Consider the following 14,583-nt stretch of genomic DNA (forward strand, 5'->3'; position numbering starts at 1 on the left):
CCTGGGATGAGTGAAGCCGAGTTCTTCGGGGAGGACCCGGGCCGGACACCGGCTGCCCCCTCCGAGCCGGGTGGCCTCCTCGACGTGCTGAACGTCGCCGCCGTCGTCCTCGACGCGGACGGTCGCATCGTGCTGTGGAGCCCGCAAGCGAAACAGCTGTTCGGCTACACCGCTGACGAGGCCCTCGGGCAGTACGCGGGCCCGCTGCTGGTCCACGAGCAGCACCTGGAACTCGTCATCAAGCTGTTCGACCAGGTCATGGGAGGCGGCGGCAGCTGGGCCGGAGTCTTTCCCTTTCGGCACAAGGACGGCAGCATGCGGCTGGCGGAGTTCCGCAACATGCGGCTGGAGGACGAGCGGAGAGACATCTTCGCCCTGGGCCTCGCCACCGACCAGGCAACCCTGCGGGGGGTGGAGAGGGACCTGGCACTGTCCACCCGGCTGGTGTCCCAGTCCCCGGTCGGGCTGGCGGTCATGGACCGCGAGCTGCGGTGCGTCACGGTCAATCCGGCGCTGGAGCGCATCAACGGCCTGTCCGCCGATGAGCATGCCGGCCGTCCCGCCCGCGACGTTCTGCCGTTCCTGGACGCCGAGGCCGCCGAGTCCGCGATGCGGGAGGTCCTGGCCACCGGCAACCCGATCCTCGACCGGTTCGTCGTCGGCCGCAGCGCCACCGACTCGGAGGAGGAGCAGGCATGGTCGGTATCGAACTACCGGCTGGATGCCCCCAACGGCAAGGTACTGGGGGTGGCCACCTCGGTGGTGGACGTCACCGAGCGGCACCGCGCCACGACCGAGGCCGCCCAGGCCCGGCGGCGTCTCGCGCTCGTCGCCGACGCCTCGCTGCGCATCGGGACCACACTCGACCTCGGCCAGACAGCCCGCGAGCTCGCCGAGGTGTCCGTCCCGGAACTGGCCGACGTGGCCGCCGTGGACGTGCTCGACAGCATCCTGAACAGCCGCTCGACGGCGGAGCCGGGCAACGGGCCCACCCTGTTCCGCGCCCTTGCCGTGTCCCCGTCCTGCCCCACCGAGGCCGTACGCGCCGCCGACCGGCCCGGCGATCTCGCCACGTACGACGCCGACCGTGCGGTCACCGAGTGCGTGACCTCCGGCCGCCCGGTCCTGGTGTCCCATACGGACAGCGATGACCTGCTGCGCATCGCCCGCAGCTCCGACGCCGCCGAACTCCTGGCGCGCGCCGGGCTGCACTCCTACTTGGCCGTACCGCTGATCGCCCGCGGCGAGGTCCTCGGCGCCCTCGACCTCAAGCGCACCCAGAACCCCCTGCCCTTCGACGAGGACGATGTCGTCCTGGCGGGTGAGCTCGCGGCGCGGGCGGCCGTATGCATCGACAACGCCCGCTGGTACCAGAGGGCGCGCGACACCGCGCTGACTCTCCAGCGCAGCCTGCTTCCCCACAAGCCACCGCACCAACCCGGTCTGGAAGTCGCCCACCGCTATCAGCCCGCGCAGGCGGCCAGTGAAGTGGGCGGCGACTGGTACGACGTCATTCCTCTGTCCGGGACCAAGACAGCGCTTGTCGTCGGGGACGTCATGGGCAGCGGTCTCAGCGCCGCCGCCACCATGGGTCAACTCCGCACCGCCACACGCACGCTGGCCGATCTCGACCTCGACCCCGCCTCGGTCCTGCGCCACCTCGACCACATCACGGAGAGCCTGGAACAGGACATCGCCACCTGCGTCTACGCGGTGTACGATCCGCATCGCGCGCAGTGCCGCATCTCCAACGCCGGACACCTGCCGCCCGTCCTGCTGCACCCCGGCCGTGCCCCACGGCTGCTCGACCTGCCCGCTGGCTCCCCGCTGGGCGTCGGCGGAGTCACTTTCAGCACCACCACTGTCCCTCTGGAGCCCGGGGACCAGCTGATCCTCTATACCGATGGCCTGGTCGAAACCCGTGACCAGGCCATCGACGAGCGCCTGGACGCCCTCCTGGCTCTTCTCGCCGAGCCCCAGCGGTCTCTTGAGGAGACCTGTGACGGGCTCCTTTTCGCCCTGCGCCACCCTGACAACCACGACGACGTCGCCCTGCTCATCGCCCGCGCCCGGTCGTGTTCGGCGAGCGGGACGGAGGCGGCGAGTGGGGCGGAGGCGGCGCCCTGACCCGGCGCGGGTGGTCGACAAGATCTGCGTGGTGAGCGCCCGCCGCGCACATATGTGTGGCAGCGACTCGCCCCCGAATCCCCTCTGGTGCGGGCCGACATGCTGCGGCTGCCGTTTCGACCCGTTCGTTCCGCTGAGCCTGGCGCTGTGCTGCGCTTCTGCATCTGACGACGGATCAAGTACCAGTGGTGGCGGGGGAGTTCAGGCGAGCCCTCAACCCGGCGTGCGAGGCCGCACGGGAACAGTACATACGCCGTTCGCATACCGCGCTGACGCGGCTCAGCTCCTGGCGCGTGCCCGCCCAGAGCTGACACCGTGCCCCGTCTCTCCATCCCTGGTGCGTACCCGCGTCCCCGACGTCACCCCGAGAGGACCCTTCCCTGCTGGACCGCGTCGGCCGCCTCGACCCGGCCGACGTTCTCCGGAACGACCTCTACGATCTGGCCGCCCCGCTCCCACGCATGCACCACGGCCGGATCGCCTGGCTTGGCGACGCCGCCCACGCGCCGGCCCCCAACCTCGGCCAGGGCGTGCGATGGCGGCTCCCTCTACTGACGAGATTAGTGATCGTTGATCGCGCTGTGGCAGCATTCAACACGTTGTTGCCAGGCAGAACCCGACCATGGGGGAAGCAGCATGCCCACGCTCTACCTGAACACGCTCACCTGCAAGGTTGCCGAAGACTGGAACTTGGGCCTCAACCAGGACGAGCCCAGGATCAAGGTGAATGGTGAACCAGTCGCAGACCTGAACGTAGAGGAGGGCCTAACGTACTCAGTCGACAAATCCGTCCGTTTCACCGGCGAGGCCCGTATCACGTTGGTCGAACGCGACACACCGGACGGCGAGGACTTCCTCGGCGAGCATGTGGTCAAGGGGGGCAGCGACACCCTGAAATTCACCAAGGACGGCGCCTACTACCTCCTCTCCTACGTGGTAACGGAGTGAAGTAGGCGACCTGAGAACAGCACTGTGCCCCCGCAAGGCGACCCAGCGGGGGCACAGTCATGGACGGCGCCAGTCTGACCTCTCAGAAGCCATCCGCTTACCGGTCAACGGGCTTGACCGGGGCGCCCACGAACGCCCACGGACCTCCAGGCGGCCCTGAGGCGCCGACCGTCGTAGCAGGTCAGGAAGCCTCACCCATCGCCCGGCGCAGTTGGCCAAGCATGTGACGTCAGGCCGTGGCCTGTTGTGCAGTCGTCTGGCCGAGGCGGGCGAATGGTTTCGGACGCAGCTTCCTGGGCCGGGAAAGCCCGGCCTCATACAGCCAGATCGGACCTCCTCAGGCCACGTCCGGGACTGCCGCGACGGTCCCGCGGTCCCTTTTGCGCCACAGCCACGCGATATCGCGTCCGAAGGACCAGACGAGCAGGGCCAGGGCCAGGAGGACCATCGCCGACACCGGCGAGGGCGGGACGATCCCGGCGGCGGCCACGACCAGGACGATGCCCTGCAGCGCGGCGACCGCCTTGCGGGCCGTGCCCGGCGGCAGCGGTCCGCGCAGCCACGGCATCACCCGGGCCGCCGCGACGAAGGCGTACCGCATGGCGCCGATCAACAGCACCCACGCGCCCAGCGACATGGCGACGTGGACGCTGAGCACCAGGATGAGGAAGGCGTCGACCTCCATGTCGAAGCGTGCCCCCAGTGGGGACGCCGTCCCGGTGCGCCGGGCGACCTGGCCGTCGACCGCGTCGAGGATCAGCGCCACCGTGGCGAGGGCGACCAGGACCGCGACCGGCGGCCGCCTCCCGAACGAGTCCGCGACCAGGGCGGTCACACCTCCGACGAGCATGGCCCGGCCCAGGGTGACGCCGTTGGCGGGGCCGAAGGACCCGGCCCACGACCGGCTGAGGGCGAGCGACAGCACGGCCCAGGTGGCGACGGCGAACGCCGAACCCGCCAGCCACCCCGCGGGTCCCAGACCGGCCGCTGCCCAGAGACACCCCAGCAGGAGCATCTGCGCGCCCAGTCCCGCCGCGGTTTCCCGCCGGAACACCTCTGGGATTTCCGGCCGGAGCAGAGTTCTGGCACAGCCGTCGTGCAGGGCCATCCTGCCTCCTCCCTCTGTGTGACAGAGTCGATGAGCGCCGCGTATCGTATGCGCGGCCGTGACGACTTCCAGTACGTGGACCAGGGCCCCGTTGTTCAGGAGGATGCCGATGAAGCGCGACGCCCGCGCCTTCTGGCTCCGCTCTCCCGGCAACGGTGAGATCCGGACGGTGTCCCTGCCCGAGCCCGCCGCCGACGATGTTCTGGTGCGCACTCTCTGTTCCGGAGTGAGCCGCGGAACGGAGACTCTGGTCTTCCGCGGCGGCGTACCCGAGAGCCAATACACCACCATGCGGGCGCCGTTCCAGGACGGCGAATTCCCCGGGCCCGTCAAGTACGGCTATCTCAATGTCGGTGTTGTCGAAGAAGGCCCCGAATCCCTGCTCGGCCGTACGGTCTTCTGCCTCTATCCGCACCAGACCCGGTACGTCGTACCGGCGAGCGCCGTGACCCCGGTGCCGGACACCGTCCCCGCCGCGCGGGCCGTGCTGGCCGGGACGGTCGAGACCGCGGTGAACGCCCTGTGGGACGCCGCGCCGCTGATCGGCGACCGGATCGCCGTGGTCGGGGCGGGCATGGTCGGCTGCTGCGTCGCAGCCGTCCTCGCCCGGTACCCCGCCGTACGCGTCCAGATCGTCGACGCGGATCCCACGCGTGCGGACATCGCCAAGGCGCTCGGCGTCGACTTCGCGCTCCCCGAGGACGCCGCGGGTGAATGCGACCTCGTCGTCCATGCCAGCGCCACCGAGAGCGGACTCGCGCGCTCACTGGAGCTCCTCGCCACGGAGGGCACGGTCCTCGAGCTGAGCTGGTATGGCGACCGGCGCATCAGCCTGCCGCTGGGGGAGGCCTTCCACTCCCGCCGCCTTGTCGTGCGCAGCAGCCAGGTGGGGGCGGTCTCCCCGGCCCGGCGCTCGCGCCGGACCTTCGCCGACCGTCTCGCGGTCTCCCTCGACCTGCTCGCCGACCCCGCCTTCGACGCGCTGATCACCGGTGAATGCGCCTTCGAGGAGCTGCCGACGGTGCTGCCCCGGCTCACCTCCGGCGCTCTCCCGGCGCTTTGCCACCGCGTCCTGTACGAATCCGAAACGGATCCTGCACGAGTTTGAGCAGGAGTACGCCCCGGTCCGTACCCATGAGCAGGAGAACGAGCTCGGCCCGGATCCGGACTACGGAGCCGGCCCGTGCCACCCCCACGCCCCGGCGGGGCGGACGTCCCACACCTGGAGAGTCAACCGTTGTTCAGCATCACCGTCCGCGACCATCTCATGATCGCTCACAGCTTCCGTGGAGAGGTCTTCGGACCCGCGCAGCGCCTGCACGGAGCGACGTTCATCGTGGACGCCACGTTCCGCCGCCCCGAGCTGGACGCGGACAACATCGTCGTCGACATCGGGCTGGCCACCCAGGAACTCGGCGGTGTGGTCAGCGAGCTCAACTACCGCAATCTCGATGACGAACCCGCCTTCGCCGGCATCAACACCTCAACGGAGGCCCTGGCCAAGGTCATCGCCGACCGCCTCGCCGACCGGGTGCACGCCGGTGCCCTGGGCGAGGGCGCCCGCGACCTGGCCGGGATCACGGTCACCCTGCACGAATCGCATATCGCCTGGGCGAGTTTCGAGCGCACCCTGTGAACCGCGCCGACGCCACCACCACGGCCGTGCGCTCGGTGCACGTCGTCATGCCCGGTGACGTCGATGACCCGGCCGCGCCGAGCGGCGGCAACACGTACGACCGCCGGGTGTGCCAGGACCTGCCCGACGCCGGCTGGCAGGTCCACGAGCACGCCGTCGCCGGCTCCTGGCCGCGGCCCGGAGCGGCCGCTCGCGCCGAACTGGCCCGGATACTGGCGGAGCTCCCGGACGGCACCACCGTCCTCCTCGACGGACTCGTCGCCTGCGGCCTCCCCGGAATCGTCGTCCCCGAGGCCCAACGGCTGCGCCTGGCGGTGCTGGTGCACCTGCCGCTGGGTGACGAGACAGGACTCGCCCCAGGCCAGGCGGCTGACCTGGACGCACGGGAGTGCGAGACCCTGCGCGCCGTGCCGGCGGTGGTGGCGACCAGCGGCTGGGCCGCCCGCCGGCTCGTGACCCACCATGAGCTCGACCCCGCCCGGGTCCATGTCGCCGCCCCCGGCGCCGACGTGGCGCCCCTGGCATCCGGTACGGACGGCGCCTCGCAGCTGCTGTGCGTCGCCTCGGTGACCCCGCGCAAAGGCCAGCACCGGCTGGTGGAAGCCCTGGCCACCGTCGCCGACCTGCCCTGGAGCTGCATCTGCGCCGGCAGCCTGCACCACGAACCCGACTATGTCGCCGGGCTCCGTGAGTTGATCGAGAAGCACGACCTCGGCGGCCGGCTGCATCTCGTCGGCCCGCAGGCCGGCGCAGACCTGGACGCGCGCTATGCCGCCGCCGACCTCCTGGTGCTCGCCTCGTACGCCGAGACGTACGGCATGGTCGTGACCGAAGCGCTCGCGCGCGGCATTCCCGTACTGGCGACGGCCGTGGACGGTCTCCCGGAGGCGGTCGGGCGCGCGCCCGACGGCAGCGTGCCGGGCCTCCTCGTACCGTCGGACGACCCGTCGGCACTGACGGCGGCGCTGCGCCGCTGGTTCGACGAGCCCGACCTGCGCCGTCGCTCGAGGGCATCCGCAAGGGAGCGGCGTGCCGTGCTCGACGGCTGGGAGAAGACATCACGGAGCCTGGCCGACGCGCTGGAACAGCTCCGCCGGGAACCCCGGAGGGCCGCATGAGCGCCACCCACACGCCCCGTTACGCCCCGGAATGGCTGGAGTTGCGGGAGGGCGCCGACGCCGCCGCCCGGGCGGCCGGACTCCTCCACCCGCTGCGACGCCACCTGGCGGACCTGCCACGGCGGGGCCCGGGGCTGGTGATCCGCGATCTCGGCTGTGGCACCGGCTCCATGGGACGCTGGCTCGCCCCCCGGCTGCCCGGCCCCCAGCACTGGATCCTGCACGACCACGACCCCGATCTGCTCGACCGGGCCGTGGCGTTGACACCCGGAAAGGCCGCCGACGGCAGCCGCGTCACGGTCGCGACGGAGCGCGGCGACATCGCCCGCCTGACGGCGGACGGCCTGGCCGGCACCTCGCTGGTGACCGCCTCAGCCCTGCTGGATGTACTCACCCGCGACGAGCTGGACTGGCTCGTCGCCGCCTGCGCCGACGCAGGATGCCCGGCGCTGCTGGCGCTCTCCGTGGTGGGGCGGGTCGAGTTCACACCGGCCGACCCGCTGGACGCCGAGATCGCCGACGCGTTCAACGCCCATCAGCGCCGCAGTGACCAGGGCCGGGGCATGCTCGGACCGGAGGCCGTCGAGGCGGCCGCCGAAGCCTTCGGACGACGGGGAGCGACGGTACGGGTGCACGCCAGCCCGTGGCGGCTCGGCGCCGATGAGTCCGCGCTGACGGCGGAGTGGCTCCGGGGCTGGGTCGGCGCGGCCTGTGACCAGCGGCCGGACCTCGCCCCGGGCGCCGAGGCTTATCTGCGGCGCCGCCTGGAGGCGTGCGCGGCGGGCGAGTTGCGGGTGCTGGTGCACCACAGCGATCTGCTCGCACTGCCCCTGCCGCCGGGCGGGACGTCATGACAGCACGCGAGGTCTGGGCCCGTATCCGCACACTCGTGGGACTGAGCATCCTCGCGGTGCTGCTGTGGCGGTTGGGCACCGGAGCGTTCCTGGACGGGCTGCGCAGAATCGACGCCCCGACCCTCCTGGCCGCTCTCGCCATCGGCCTCCTCACCACCGTGTTCAGCGCCTGGCGCTGGTGCCTGGTCGCCCGGGGCCTGAGCCTCCGGCTGCCGCTGGGCCGGGCCGTCGCGGACTACTACCGCTCCCTGTTCCTCAACGCGGCGCTGCCCGGCGGTGTCCTCGGTGATGTGCACCGCGCGGTGCGGCACGGCCAGAACTCCGGTGACCTCGGCCGGGGTGTCCGCGCGGTGGTCCTCGAACGGGCAGCGGGCCAGGTCGCCCTCCTCGCCGTCGGCGCGGCCGTACTGCTCGCCCTGCCGTCCCCCGCTCTGGCGGATGCCCGGCACCTCGCCACGACGCCGGGCGCCGCACTGGCCCTTGCCGTGGTGTGCGGCCTGGTGATCGCGGCCGCCGTCCTGCTCCGCCGGGAGCCCGGCACCTCGCGCTGGCGCCGCTCGGTCCGGGCCACGCTGGCCGAGGCCCGCCTCGGGCTGCTCGCCCGCGGCAGCTGGCCGGGAGTGCTGATCTCCTCCGTCGCGGTGCTGGCGGGACACCTCGGCATGTTCCTGCTCGCCGCCCGGGTCGCGGGATCCACCGCGCCGGCGGCCGAGTTGGCGCCCCTGATGGTGCTGGCGCTGCTGGCCATGGCGCTGCCGCTGAACGTCGGCGGCTGGGGGCCGCGGGAAGGAGCCACCGCATGGGCGTTCGGCGCCGCCGGCCTAGGAGCGGCCCAGGGGCTGACCGTCGCCGTGGTGTACGGAGTGCTCACCCTCGTCGCGAGCCTGCCCGGTGTCGGCGTGGTCCTGGGCGGGTGGTTCGCCGGGTTGCGGCCCCGGCGTCCCCAGCTCGAGTTCGAACAGCGTGTCCTCGCCGAGAGCGGAGCGTCGCACCGATGGACGTAGCGCGTTCCGCATCACCGGCGTGCCGGGGAAGCGGATCCCCGGGATGCCGTCACCGAGCAGGACCGGTGCCACGGTGACGTACAGCCGGTGCAGTGCACGCTCGTGCAGGAAGCGCGACACGGTGATGCCGCCGCCCTCGATCAGCACCCGGCCGAGGCCCCGCCGCGCGAGCGCCGGTATCAGGCGCCCGGGGGCGAACGCATCGTCCGGCAAGGTCAGTACATCGACGCCGTCGCCGTCCGGGACCCGCCCCCGGTCACTGCCCGCGCCCACCACCCACAGGGTCGGCGCGGCACCGTCGGTGAACACCCGGCGCCGCAGCGGGACCCGGCCGCGCGGATCGAGGACGACGCGTACCGGACTGGCCCCCGGACAGGCGCGCACCGTCAGCTGCGGATCGTCCGCCACGGCCGTCCCGGCCCCGACGACCACCGCGTCGGCGAGCGCCCGCAGGCGGTGCAGATGACGGCGGTCCTCCTCGCCGGTGACGTAGTCGGCGTCGCCGGTACGGGTCGCGATGAACCCGTCCAGGCTCTGCCCGAGCTGCGCGAACGCGAGCCGCGGACCTGCCAGGCACAGCGCCAGATAGCGGTCGGCGAGCAGCGCCGCCTCGGGAGAGGCGTCCTGCCCCCACTGCCGGCCGCCGTCCGCGCCCCGGACCAGCCCCGCAGCTTCGGCGTCCGCCGCGGACCGGATGCCGCGCAGCCGGTTCCAGGCCTCCGCCGCGTCGAGCACGCCCGCATCCGGCACGCCGTCGCGGTGCTCGGCGGAGCGGCCGGTCATCCCGTCACCTGCCGGGCGCGGACCGGCTGTCGGATGCCGGCGGATTCGGTCGATCGGGACATGGGCGCCTTTCGTCACGGTCCGTGCCTGGCGGAACGGAGCCGGGGAGTACTCGCCTCTGTCTACCAATCGGAACGGATCTTGTCACCGTGCGGCCTCCACGAAGCTCCGCGAAGCTCCACGAAGTTTCACGAAGACCGACAGGAAGGGCGAATTGACGTTATTGACATTTTACGGGGCGAGGAGCGAGAGGTACTCGCCGAAGGAATCGACCAGACCGGCCAGCAGCTCCTTTCCCTTGCCGGCGGACGCCATTGAGGGGCGGCCGATGACGCCGGACTCCGTAAAGGCCGACATACCGAGACTCAGCAGATGCTTCCGGTCGTCGGCAAGACAATCGGACGTCTCATAGCCGGGACGGACCAGTTGAGGATGGGCATGCAACAGGATGGATGTCTCCACTTCTCCCGCGTGCATATCGCTGTGCGACGGGGTCTGTATGCCGGCCCTGGCCCGCGCCGCATCCCAGTCCGCCGAACCCGGGAAAAGCGCCATGCGGGTACCGCCGCCGAAGGATTCCTGAACCACGTTGCGCAGTACGTAATTTCCGCCGTGCCCGTTGACCAGGATCAGGGTGCCGATACCGGACCGGCGGAGCGAGTCCGCGATGTCCCGTACGACGGCGTAGAGGGTCGTCGCGGAAATGCTGACCGTCCCCGGCCAGGCCGCATGCTCGTGGGAACAGGAGATGGTGACCGGAGGGAGGTGCAGCACCGGATACGCGGCGGCGATCTCCCCGGCGATGGTGCAGGCGATCACCGTATCGGTCACCAGCGGGAGAAATGCACCGTGTTGCTCGAAGCTGCCGATGGGAAGGACGGCCACATCGGCCCGCTGTGCCCTCGTCTCCTCGGTGGTGCTCAGCGGCAACAGGCCCGGCGCCGTCTCGTGCGTTCCCCAACCGCTCATGTTCTTCCGGCCTTTCGTACCTCGTTCTGCGGGACGTCGGCCGCCGCGCGGCCTGAATGCGGACGCAACACGAACGGATTTTTCCGAACGCGCCCACAAGAGCAGGCTACGTGGCAACGGCAAGCTCCCGCCGACCGAACGGGACGAACCGGGCGCCTGGTTGCTGTTCCTTTGTCATTGTTTCGCGTACGCCAGCCGGCGTTTACCAGCAGGGGTAGGATCACGCCATGACAGAAAGCGATGTCGTGCTCGTCAACGGTACTGGTCAGTCAGGTGTCGAACGAGTGGTGAATGTCCGACTGCCCACCGTGCACGGCGATTTTCTCGCTATCGGCTACCTGGACCGCAATTGCGGGCAGGAACAAGTGGCGCTGGTATACGGCGTCGTCGAGGGCGAGGGCGCACTCACCCGCGTGCATTCGGAGTGCCTGACCGGAGACGCCTTCGGGTCCACGCATTGCGAGTGCGGCGATCAACTGTCCGCGGCGCTGAGCGCCATCGTGGCGGAGGGGCGTGGCATTCTCGTCTACCTGCAGGGCCACGAGGGGCGGGGGATCGGTCTGTTGGCCAAACTGAAGGCGATGAAGCTCCAGACGGAGGGGCTGGACACGGTCGAGGCGAATCTCGCCCTCGGGCTGCCGGTCGACGCCCGTGACTACCGGGTGGCGGCGGAGATCCTGCACGACCTCGGTGTGCAATCCGTACGGCTGCTGTCGAACAACCCACTCAAGCGGGAAGCGCTGCTGCGGCACGGCATAAAAATCGCCGAACAGGTCCCACTGCTCATGCCGCCGTGCGAAGAGAACATCCGTTATCTGCGGACCAAACGCGAGCGCCTCCACCACTACCTGCCGCACCTGGACGGCGCGGCCGACTGGTCCTGACGCCGCATGTGACCGACCCGCTCACCCTCGTCGGTGCCGCGCTCACCACCGCGGGGCTCACCGCCGTCCTTCCCTGCCCAGACCTCTCCCCGAGCACCACCCCGCGGACGCCCACGTACTCTGCCTGCGACAACGGACGATGAGCGGAGCGGGCGAACGATGGGGACGGCGGTGCACGTTCCGCAGACGCGGGACATGATCGGTGAGGAACTCTCCGGCGACGAAGCCTGGACAGCCCTGCGCCGGTACAAAGGGCGCAAGCTGCTGCTCGACGCCTTCTCCCGTTTCCGCTACGCGGACGGTTTCAGCCACTCCCGGGCGCTGGCGTTCCAGGTGGTACTGGCCATGGTGCCGTTCACCATCGCCCTGGTGGGCGTGGCCACGACCGTGCACACCGAAAGCGTGGCGCGCACGGTCGAGCTGACCCTCAGCCGGATCGCTCCGGGTGCCAGCGCCGACCTGATCCAGGACGCGCTCGGCAGAACCCGGCGCAGTGCCGGTGCCGATGCGGGAGGCGCCGTGGCGATGTGGCTGGGGCTGGGCTTCGCGGTGCTCAATCTGACGTCCGCGATGGCGCAGATCGAGCGAGGGATGAACCGCATCTACGGCATCGAGCGGGACCGTCCGTTCCACCTCAAGTACGGGCGGAGCCTGCTGCTCTCGCTGGGTGCGGGCGCACCGATGGTACTGGGCTTCCTGATCCTCGTCGCCGGCGAGGCCGTGGGGGAGTCCCTGGTCGACGCCCTGCACTGGGACGAGGACCTGCTCAGCTGGTGGGCCTGGCTGCAGATCCCCGTCGGTGTGCTGCTCGCCTGGGTGGCTTCAGCAGTGATCTTCCACTGGTCGCCCCGGCGCGACCAACCGGGGTACACCTGGCTGGCCTTCGGTTCCGCGGTGCACCTCGTCCTGTGGGTCGCTGCGACCTGGCTGCTGGCGCTCTACGTCGCGCAGAGCGGATCGTTCGGAACGGTGTACGGCCCGCTGACCGCGTTCGTGGCTCTGTTGCTCTGGGCGAATCTCACCGGCGTGGCGCTGTTCCTCGGCGTCGCCTTCGCCGCGCAGCTGGAGGCGGCACGTGCCGGCATCACCGACGCGGTGCACCCGGACCCGGGGCCCGGTCCGTGATCGTGCGGGCCCGCACCCCGGCTGCCCCGGGTGGGGCCCCAGATGCGTACGGCCCCGGTTTCAGCGGGCGGGCGACGGCCACGACCGCCGCCGACCGTTCCCCCGCGGGGTGACCGGCCGTTTCCCTCGTGCGGTGATCGGGCACCCGTGATCCTGTTCCCCAGCCGTGACCGGAGGTGTTGGCCATGAGCGAGCACGACCAGCAGAACCCCGCCGAGCAGTACCCGCAGCCGGGCTTCCCCCAGCAGGACCAGCCTCACCCCGGGGACACCGAACGCATGGAACCGCGGCCGGACCACGGTGAGGACTCTTACCGCGGCACCGGGCGCCTGGAGGGCCGGCGCACCGTGATCACCGGTGGTGACTCGGGGATCGGGCGCGCTGTGGCGCTCGCCTTCGCCCGGGAGGGGGCGGATGTGCTGTTCACCTACCTGGCGGAGGAGGAGAAGGAGGCCCACGAGACGACTCGTCTCGTGGTGGAGGCCGGACGCCGGGCAGTCGCCGTGGTCTGCGACATCCGGGAGGAGGCGGAGTGCCGCCGGCTCGTGGACCTCGCGGTGGCGGAATTCGGCGGCATCGACGTCCTGGTGAACAACGCCGCCTATCAGATGTCGCAGCCCAACAGCATCGCCGAGATCACGACCGAGCAGTTCGACCGCGTCATGCGGACCAACGTGTACGGCATGTTCTGGCTCAGCAAGTTGTCGCTGCCCCACATGCCCGAGGGCGGCAGCATCATCAACACCACGTCCGTGCAGGCGTACAAGCCCAGCCCCCATCTGCTCGACTACGCCACGACCAAGGGCGCGATCGTCACCTTCACCCAGGGCCTCGCCGGGCACCTCGCCGACCGTGGAATCCGGGTCAACGCGGTCGCCCCCGGGCCGGTGTGGACGCCGCTCATCCCCGCCACGCTGCCGGACACCTCGTCCTTCGGCGAGCAGTCCCCGCTCCAGCGCCCTGCCCAGCCGGCCGAGATGGCGCCGGCGTTCGTGTTCCTCGCATCCCAGGACGCGAGCTACATCACGGCGGAGATCCTCAACGCCACGGGCGGCACGCCCCTGCCCTGAGCGTCATCGCGATGGGCGGGAAGTCCGCCGACCAGCGCTCGTTCGATCGCGTCGGCATCGTTGGCTACGGGGCCGTCTACATCGCCGCGGGGAGGGCACGCGCATCGGAGCCCTTTCCGCTGAGCGATCAAGGAGGTTTCAGCATGTCGCAGGTCGAGGAGTCCATCGAGGTCGCTGTCCCGGTTTCGACGGCCTATGACCAGTGGACCCAGTTCGAGGAGTTCCCGCGTTTCATGGACGGTGTGGAGCGGGTCGAGCAGCGCGGCCCGACCTTGACGCACTGGGTCACGTCGGTGGCCGGGGTCTCCCGCGAGTTCGATGCCGAGATCACCGAGCAGCTCCCCGACGAGCGTGTCGCATGGACAACGGTGGCCGGTGAGGTACGGCAGGCCGGCGTGGTGACCTTCCACCGTCTGGACGATGGTCGCTCGAAGGTCATGCTGCAGCTGGAGCACGACCCGACGGGCATCGCCGACACCGTGGGCGACAAGCTCGGATTCGTCACCCGCCAGGCCAAGGGTGACCTGGAGCGGTTCAAGAGGTTCATCGAATCCCGTGGCACCGAGACCGGGGCGTGGCGCGGTCGGGTCTGAGCCCCGCACCCACCGGCTGCCCGGGGCGGCCCGCCTCGTGCGGGCCGCCCCGGGCACTCCGCGCACCGGTTGCGGAAGAGGCCGAGCCCGCCGAGCGCCTCCTTCCCCCGGGACGCGATGGACGGGGCTGATTTTGTCGTATGGCAACTGTCCGCAGGGGTAGGCGAACGCCATCGACGGGGCCGTTACCGAGGAGGGTGATGACATGACGACGAGCGTGGGTTCTGCTGCTGCGAAGCCGAGTGCGCCCCCGAAGCCTGTGTCCCTGACTTCGCGGGCCGGCGGCTCCACGGCCGGGGAACTTCCGTGGATCGAGGAGGCGTCCAAGGTCGCTCCGAAGGACGCGCGGGCCCTGTCGAAGGTG

General features: G+C 70.8%; 13 protein-coding genes and 2 pseudogenes. 12 read left to right on the top strand and 3 right to left on the bottom strand.

Going from position 1 to position 14,583, the window contains the following annotated elements:
- Window positions 1-6: 6 nt before the first annotated feature.
- From ABZW18_RS15170 to ABZW18_RS15180, 3 genes and pseudogenes are all read left to right on the top strand, one after another.
- Complete coding sequence (locus ABZW18_RS15170; RefSeq protein ID WP_356187217.1) at window positions 7-2,127, top strand: SpoIIE family protein phosphatase; 2,121 nt, start codon at window positions 7-9, stop codon at window positions 2,125-2,127.
- A gap of 404 nt (window positions 2,128-2,531) precedes the next feature.
- Window positions 2,532-2,657: pseudogene (locus ABZW18_RS15175) on the top strand (monooxygenase); the annotation flags it as partial.
- Window positions 2,658-2,763: 106 nt separating this feature from the next.
- A complete protein-coding gene (locus ABZW18_RS15180) occupies window positions 2,764-3,075 on the top strand; it encodes a hypothetical protein (protein ID WP_356187219.1) in 312 nt (103 codons plus the stop codon).
- Between the two features lie 337 nt (window positions 3,076-3,412).
- Here ABZW18_RS15180 and ABZW18_RS15185 read toward each other — a convergent pair whose 3' ends face one another.
- Window positions 3,413-4,183 carry a CDP-alcohol phosphatidyltransferase family protein gene (locus ABZW18_RS15185; protein WP_356187222.1) on the bottom strand — a complete coding sequence of 257 codons (771 nt, stop codon included), beginning with the start codon at window positions 4,181-4,183 and terminating at the stop codon, window positions 3,413-3,415.
- A 109-nt stretch (window positions 4,184-4,292) separates the two neighbouring features.
- On the opposite strand from ABZW18_RS15185, the gene ABZW18_RS15190 reads away from it, so the two are divergent.
- The 5 genes from ABZW18_RS15190 (at window position 4,293) to ABZW18_RS15210 (ending at window position 8,795) form a co-directional block, all read left to right on the top strand.
- The gene (locus ABZW18_RS15190; RefSeq protein WP_356187225.1) at window positions 4,293-5,291 is read left to right on the top strand and encodes a zinc-binding alcohol dehydrogenase; all 999 of its coding nucleotides are present in this window, start codon (window positions 4,293-4,295) and stop codon (window positions 5,289-5,291) included.
- A 129-nt stretch (window positions 5,292-5,420) separates the two neighbouring features.
- The gene (locus ABZW18_RS15195) at window positions 5,421-5,819 is read left to right on the top strand and encodes a 6-carboxytetrahydropterin synthase (protein WP_356187227.1); all 399 of its coding nucleotides are present in this window, start codon (window positions 5,421-5,423) and stop codon (window positions 5,817-5,819) included.
- A 47-nt stretch (window positions 5,820-5,866) separates the two neighbouring features.
- A complete protein-coding gene (locus tag ABZW18_RS15200; protein ID WP_356187259.1) occupies window positions 5,867-6,937 on the top strand; it encodes a glycosyltransferase family 4 protein in 1,071 nt (356 codons plus the stop codon).
- The gene (locus tag ABZW18_RS15205) at window positions 6,934-7,791 is read left to right on the top strand and encodes a class I SAM-dependent methyltransferase (RefSeq protein WP_356187229.1); all 858 of its coding nucleotides are present in this window, start codon (window positions 6,934-6,936) and stop codon (window positions 7,789-7,791) included. The genes ABZW18_RS15200 and ABZW18_RS15205 overlap by 4 nt, the downstream gene beginning before the upstream one ends.
- Complete coding sequence (locus tag ABZW18_RS15210; RefSeq protein WP_356187232.1) at window positions 7,788-8,795, top strand: lysylphosphatidylglycerol synthase transmembrane domain-containing protein; 1,008 nt, start codon at window positions 7,788-7,790, stop codon at window positions 8,793-8,795. Before ABZW18_RS15205 ends, ABZW18_RS15210 begins: the two co-directional genes overlap by 4 nt.
- A 102-nt stretch (window positions 8,796-8,897) precedes the next feature.
- On the opposite strand, the pseudogene ABZW18_RS15215 reads toward ABZW18_RS15210, so the two are convergent.
- A pseudogene (locus tag ABZW18_RS15215) lies at window positions 8,898-9,578 on the bottom strand (RibD family protein); the annotation flags it as partial.
- 231 nt (window positions 9,579-9,809) lie between these two features.
- Window positions 9,810-10,547, bottom strand: a complete 738-nt coding sequence (locus ABZW18_RS15220) for a creatininase family protein (RefSeq protein ID WP_356187234.1) — start codon at window positions 10,545-10,547, stop codon at window positions 9,810-9,812.
- A gap of 227 nt (window positions 10,548-10,774) precedes the next feature.
- Here ABZW18_RS15220 and ribA point away from each other — a divergent pair, with 227 nt between their 5' ends.
- The 4 genes from ribA (at window position 10,775) to ABZW18_RS15240 (ending at window position 14,219) form a co-directional block, all read left to right on the top strand.
- Entirely contained in the window at window positions 10,775-11,431 is a 657-nt protein-coding gene (ribA, locus tag ABZW18_RS15225; protein ID WP_356187237.1) for a GTP cyclohydrolase II, read from the top strand.
- 159 nt (window positions 11,432-11,590) lie between these two features.
- Window positions 11,591-12,556: a YihY/virulence factor BrkB family protein gene (locus ABZW18_RS15230; protein ID WP_356187241.1), complete on the top strand. Its 966-nt coding sequence runs from the start codon at window positions 11,591-11,593 to the stop codon at window positions 12,554-12,556.
- Window positions 12,557-12,741: 185 nt separating this feature from the next.
- On the top strand, window positions 12,742-13,626 hold the full coding sequence (locus ABZW18_RS15235) for an SDR family oxidoreductase (protein ID WP_356187244.1): 885 nt from the start codon (window positions 12,742-12,744) through the stop codon (window positions 13,624-13,626).
- 143 nt (window positions 13,627-13,769) lie between these two features.
- Window positions 13,770-14,219: an SRPBCC family protein gene (locus ABZW18_RS15240; protein ID WP_356187261.1), complete on the top strand. Its 450-nt coding sequence runs from the start codon at window positions 13,770-13,772 to the stop codon at window positions 14,217-14,219.
- Window positions 14,220-14,583: the final 364 nt, after the last annotated feature.

This window comes from Streptomyces sp. NPDC004647, from assembly GCF_040609575.1.
Taxonomy (GTDB): domain Bacteria; phylum Actinomycetota; class Actinomycetes; order Streptomycetales; family Streptomycetaceae; genus Streptomyces.

Excerpts from the sequence above, each read along its gene's own strand:
- ABZW18_RS15170 (WP_356187217.1), top strand. The coding sequence starts at position 7 with ATGAGTGAAGCCGAGTTCTTCGGGGAGGACCCGGGCCGGACACCGGCT.
- ABZW18_RS15210 (WP_356187232.1), top strand. The coding sequence starts at position 7,788 with ATGACAGCACGCGAGGTCTGGGCCCGTATCCGCACACTCGTGGGACTG.
- ABZW18_RS15235 (WP_356187244.1), top strand. The coding sequence starts at position 12,742 with ATGAGCGAGCACGACCAGCAGAACCCCGCCGAGCAGTACCCGCAGCCG.
- ABZW18_RS15230 (WP_356187241.1), top strand. The coding sequence starts at position 11,591 with ATGGGGACGGCGGTGCACGTTCCGCAGACGCGGGACATGATCGGTGAG.
- ribA (WP_356187237.1), top strand. The coding sequence starts at position 10,775 with ATGACAGAAAGCGATGTCGTGCTCGTCAACGGTACTGGTCAGTCAGGT.
- ABZW18_RS15220 (WP_356187234.1), bottom strand. The coding sequence starts at position 10,547 with ATGAGCGGTTGGGGAACGCACGAGACGGCGCCGGGCCTGTTGCCGCTG.
- ABZW18_RS15185 (WP_356187222.1), bottom strand. The coding sequence starts at position 4,183 with ATGGCCCTGCACGACGGCTGTGCCAGAACTCTGCTCCGGCCGGAAATC.
- ABZW18_RS15205 (WP_356187229.1), top strand. The coding sequence starts at position 6,934 with ATGAGCGCCACCCACACGCCCCGTTACGCCCCGGAATGGCTGGAGTTG.
- ABZW18_RS15240 (WP_356187261.1), top strand. The coding sequence starts at position 13,770 with ATGTCGCAGGTCGAGGAGTCCATCGAGGTCGCTGTCCCGGTTTCGACG.
- ABZW18_RS15190 (WP_356187225.1), top strand. The coding sequence starts at position 4,293 with ATGAAGCGCGACGCCCGCGCCTTCTGGCTCCGCTCTCCCGGCAACGGT.
- ABZW18_RS15180 (WP_356187219.1), top strand. The coding sequence starts at position 2,764 with ATGCCCACGCTCTACCTGAACACGCTCACCTGCAAGGTTGCCGAAGAC.
- ABZW18_RS15200 (WP_356187259.1), top strand. The coding sequence starts at position 5,867 with ATGCCCGGTGACGTCGATGACCCGGCCGCGCCGAGCGGCGGCAACACG.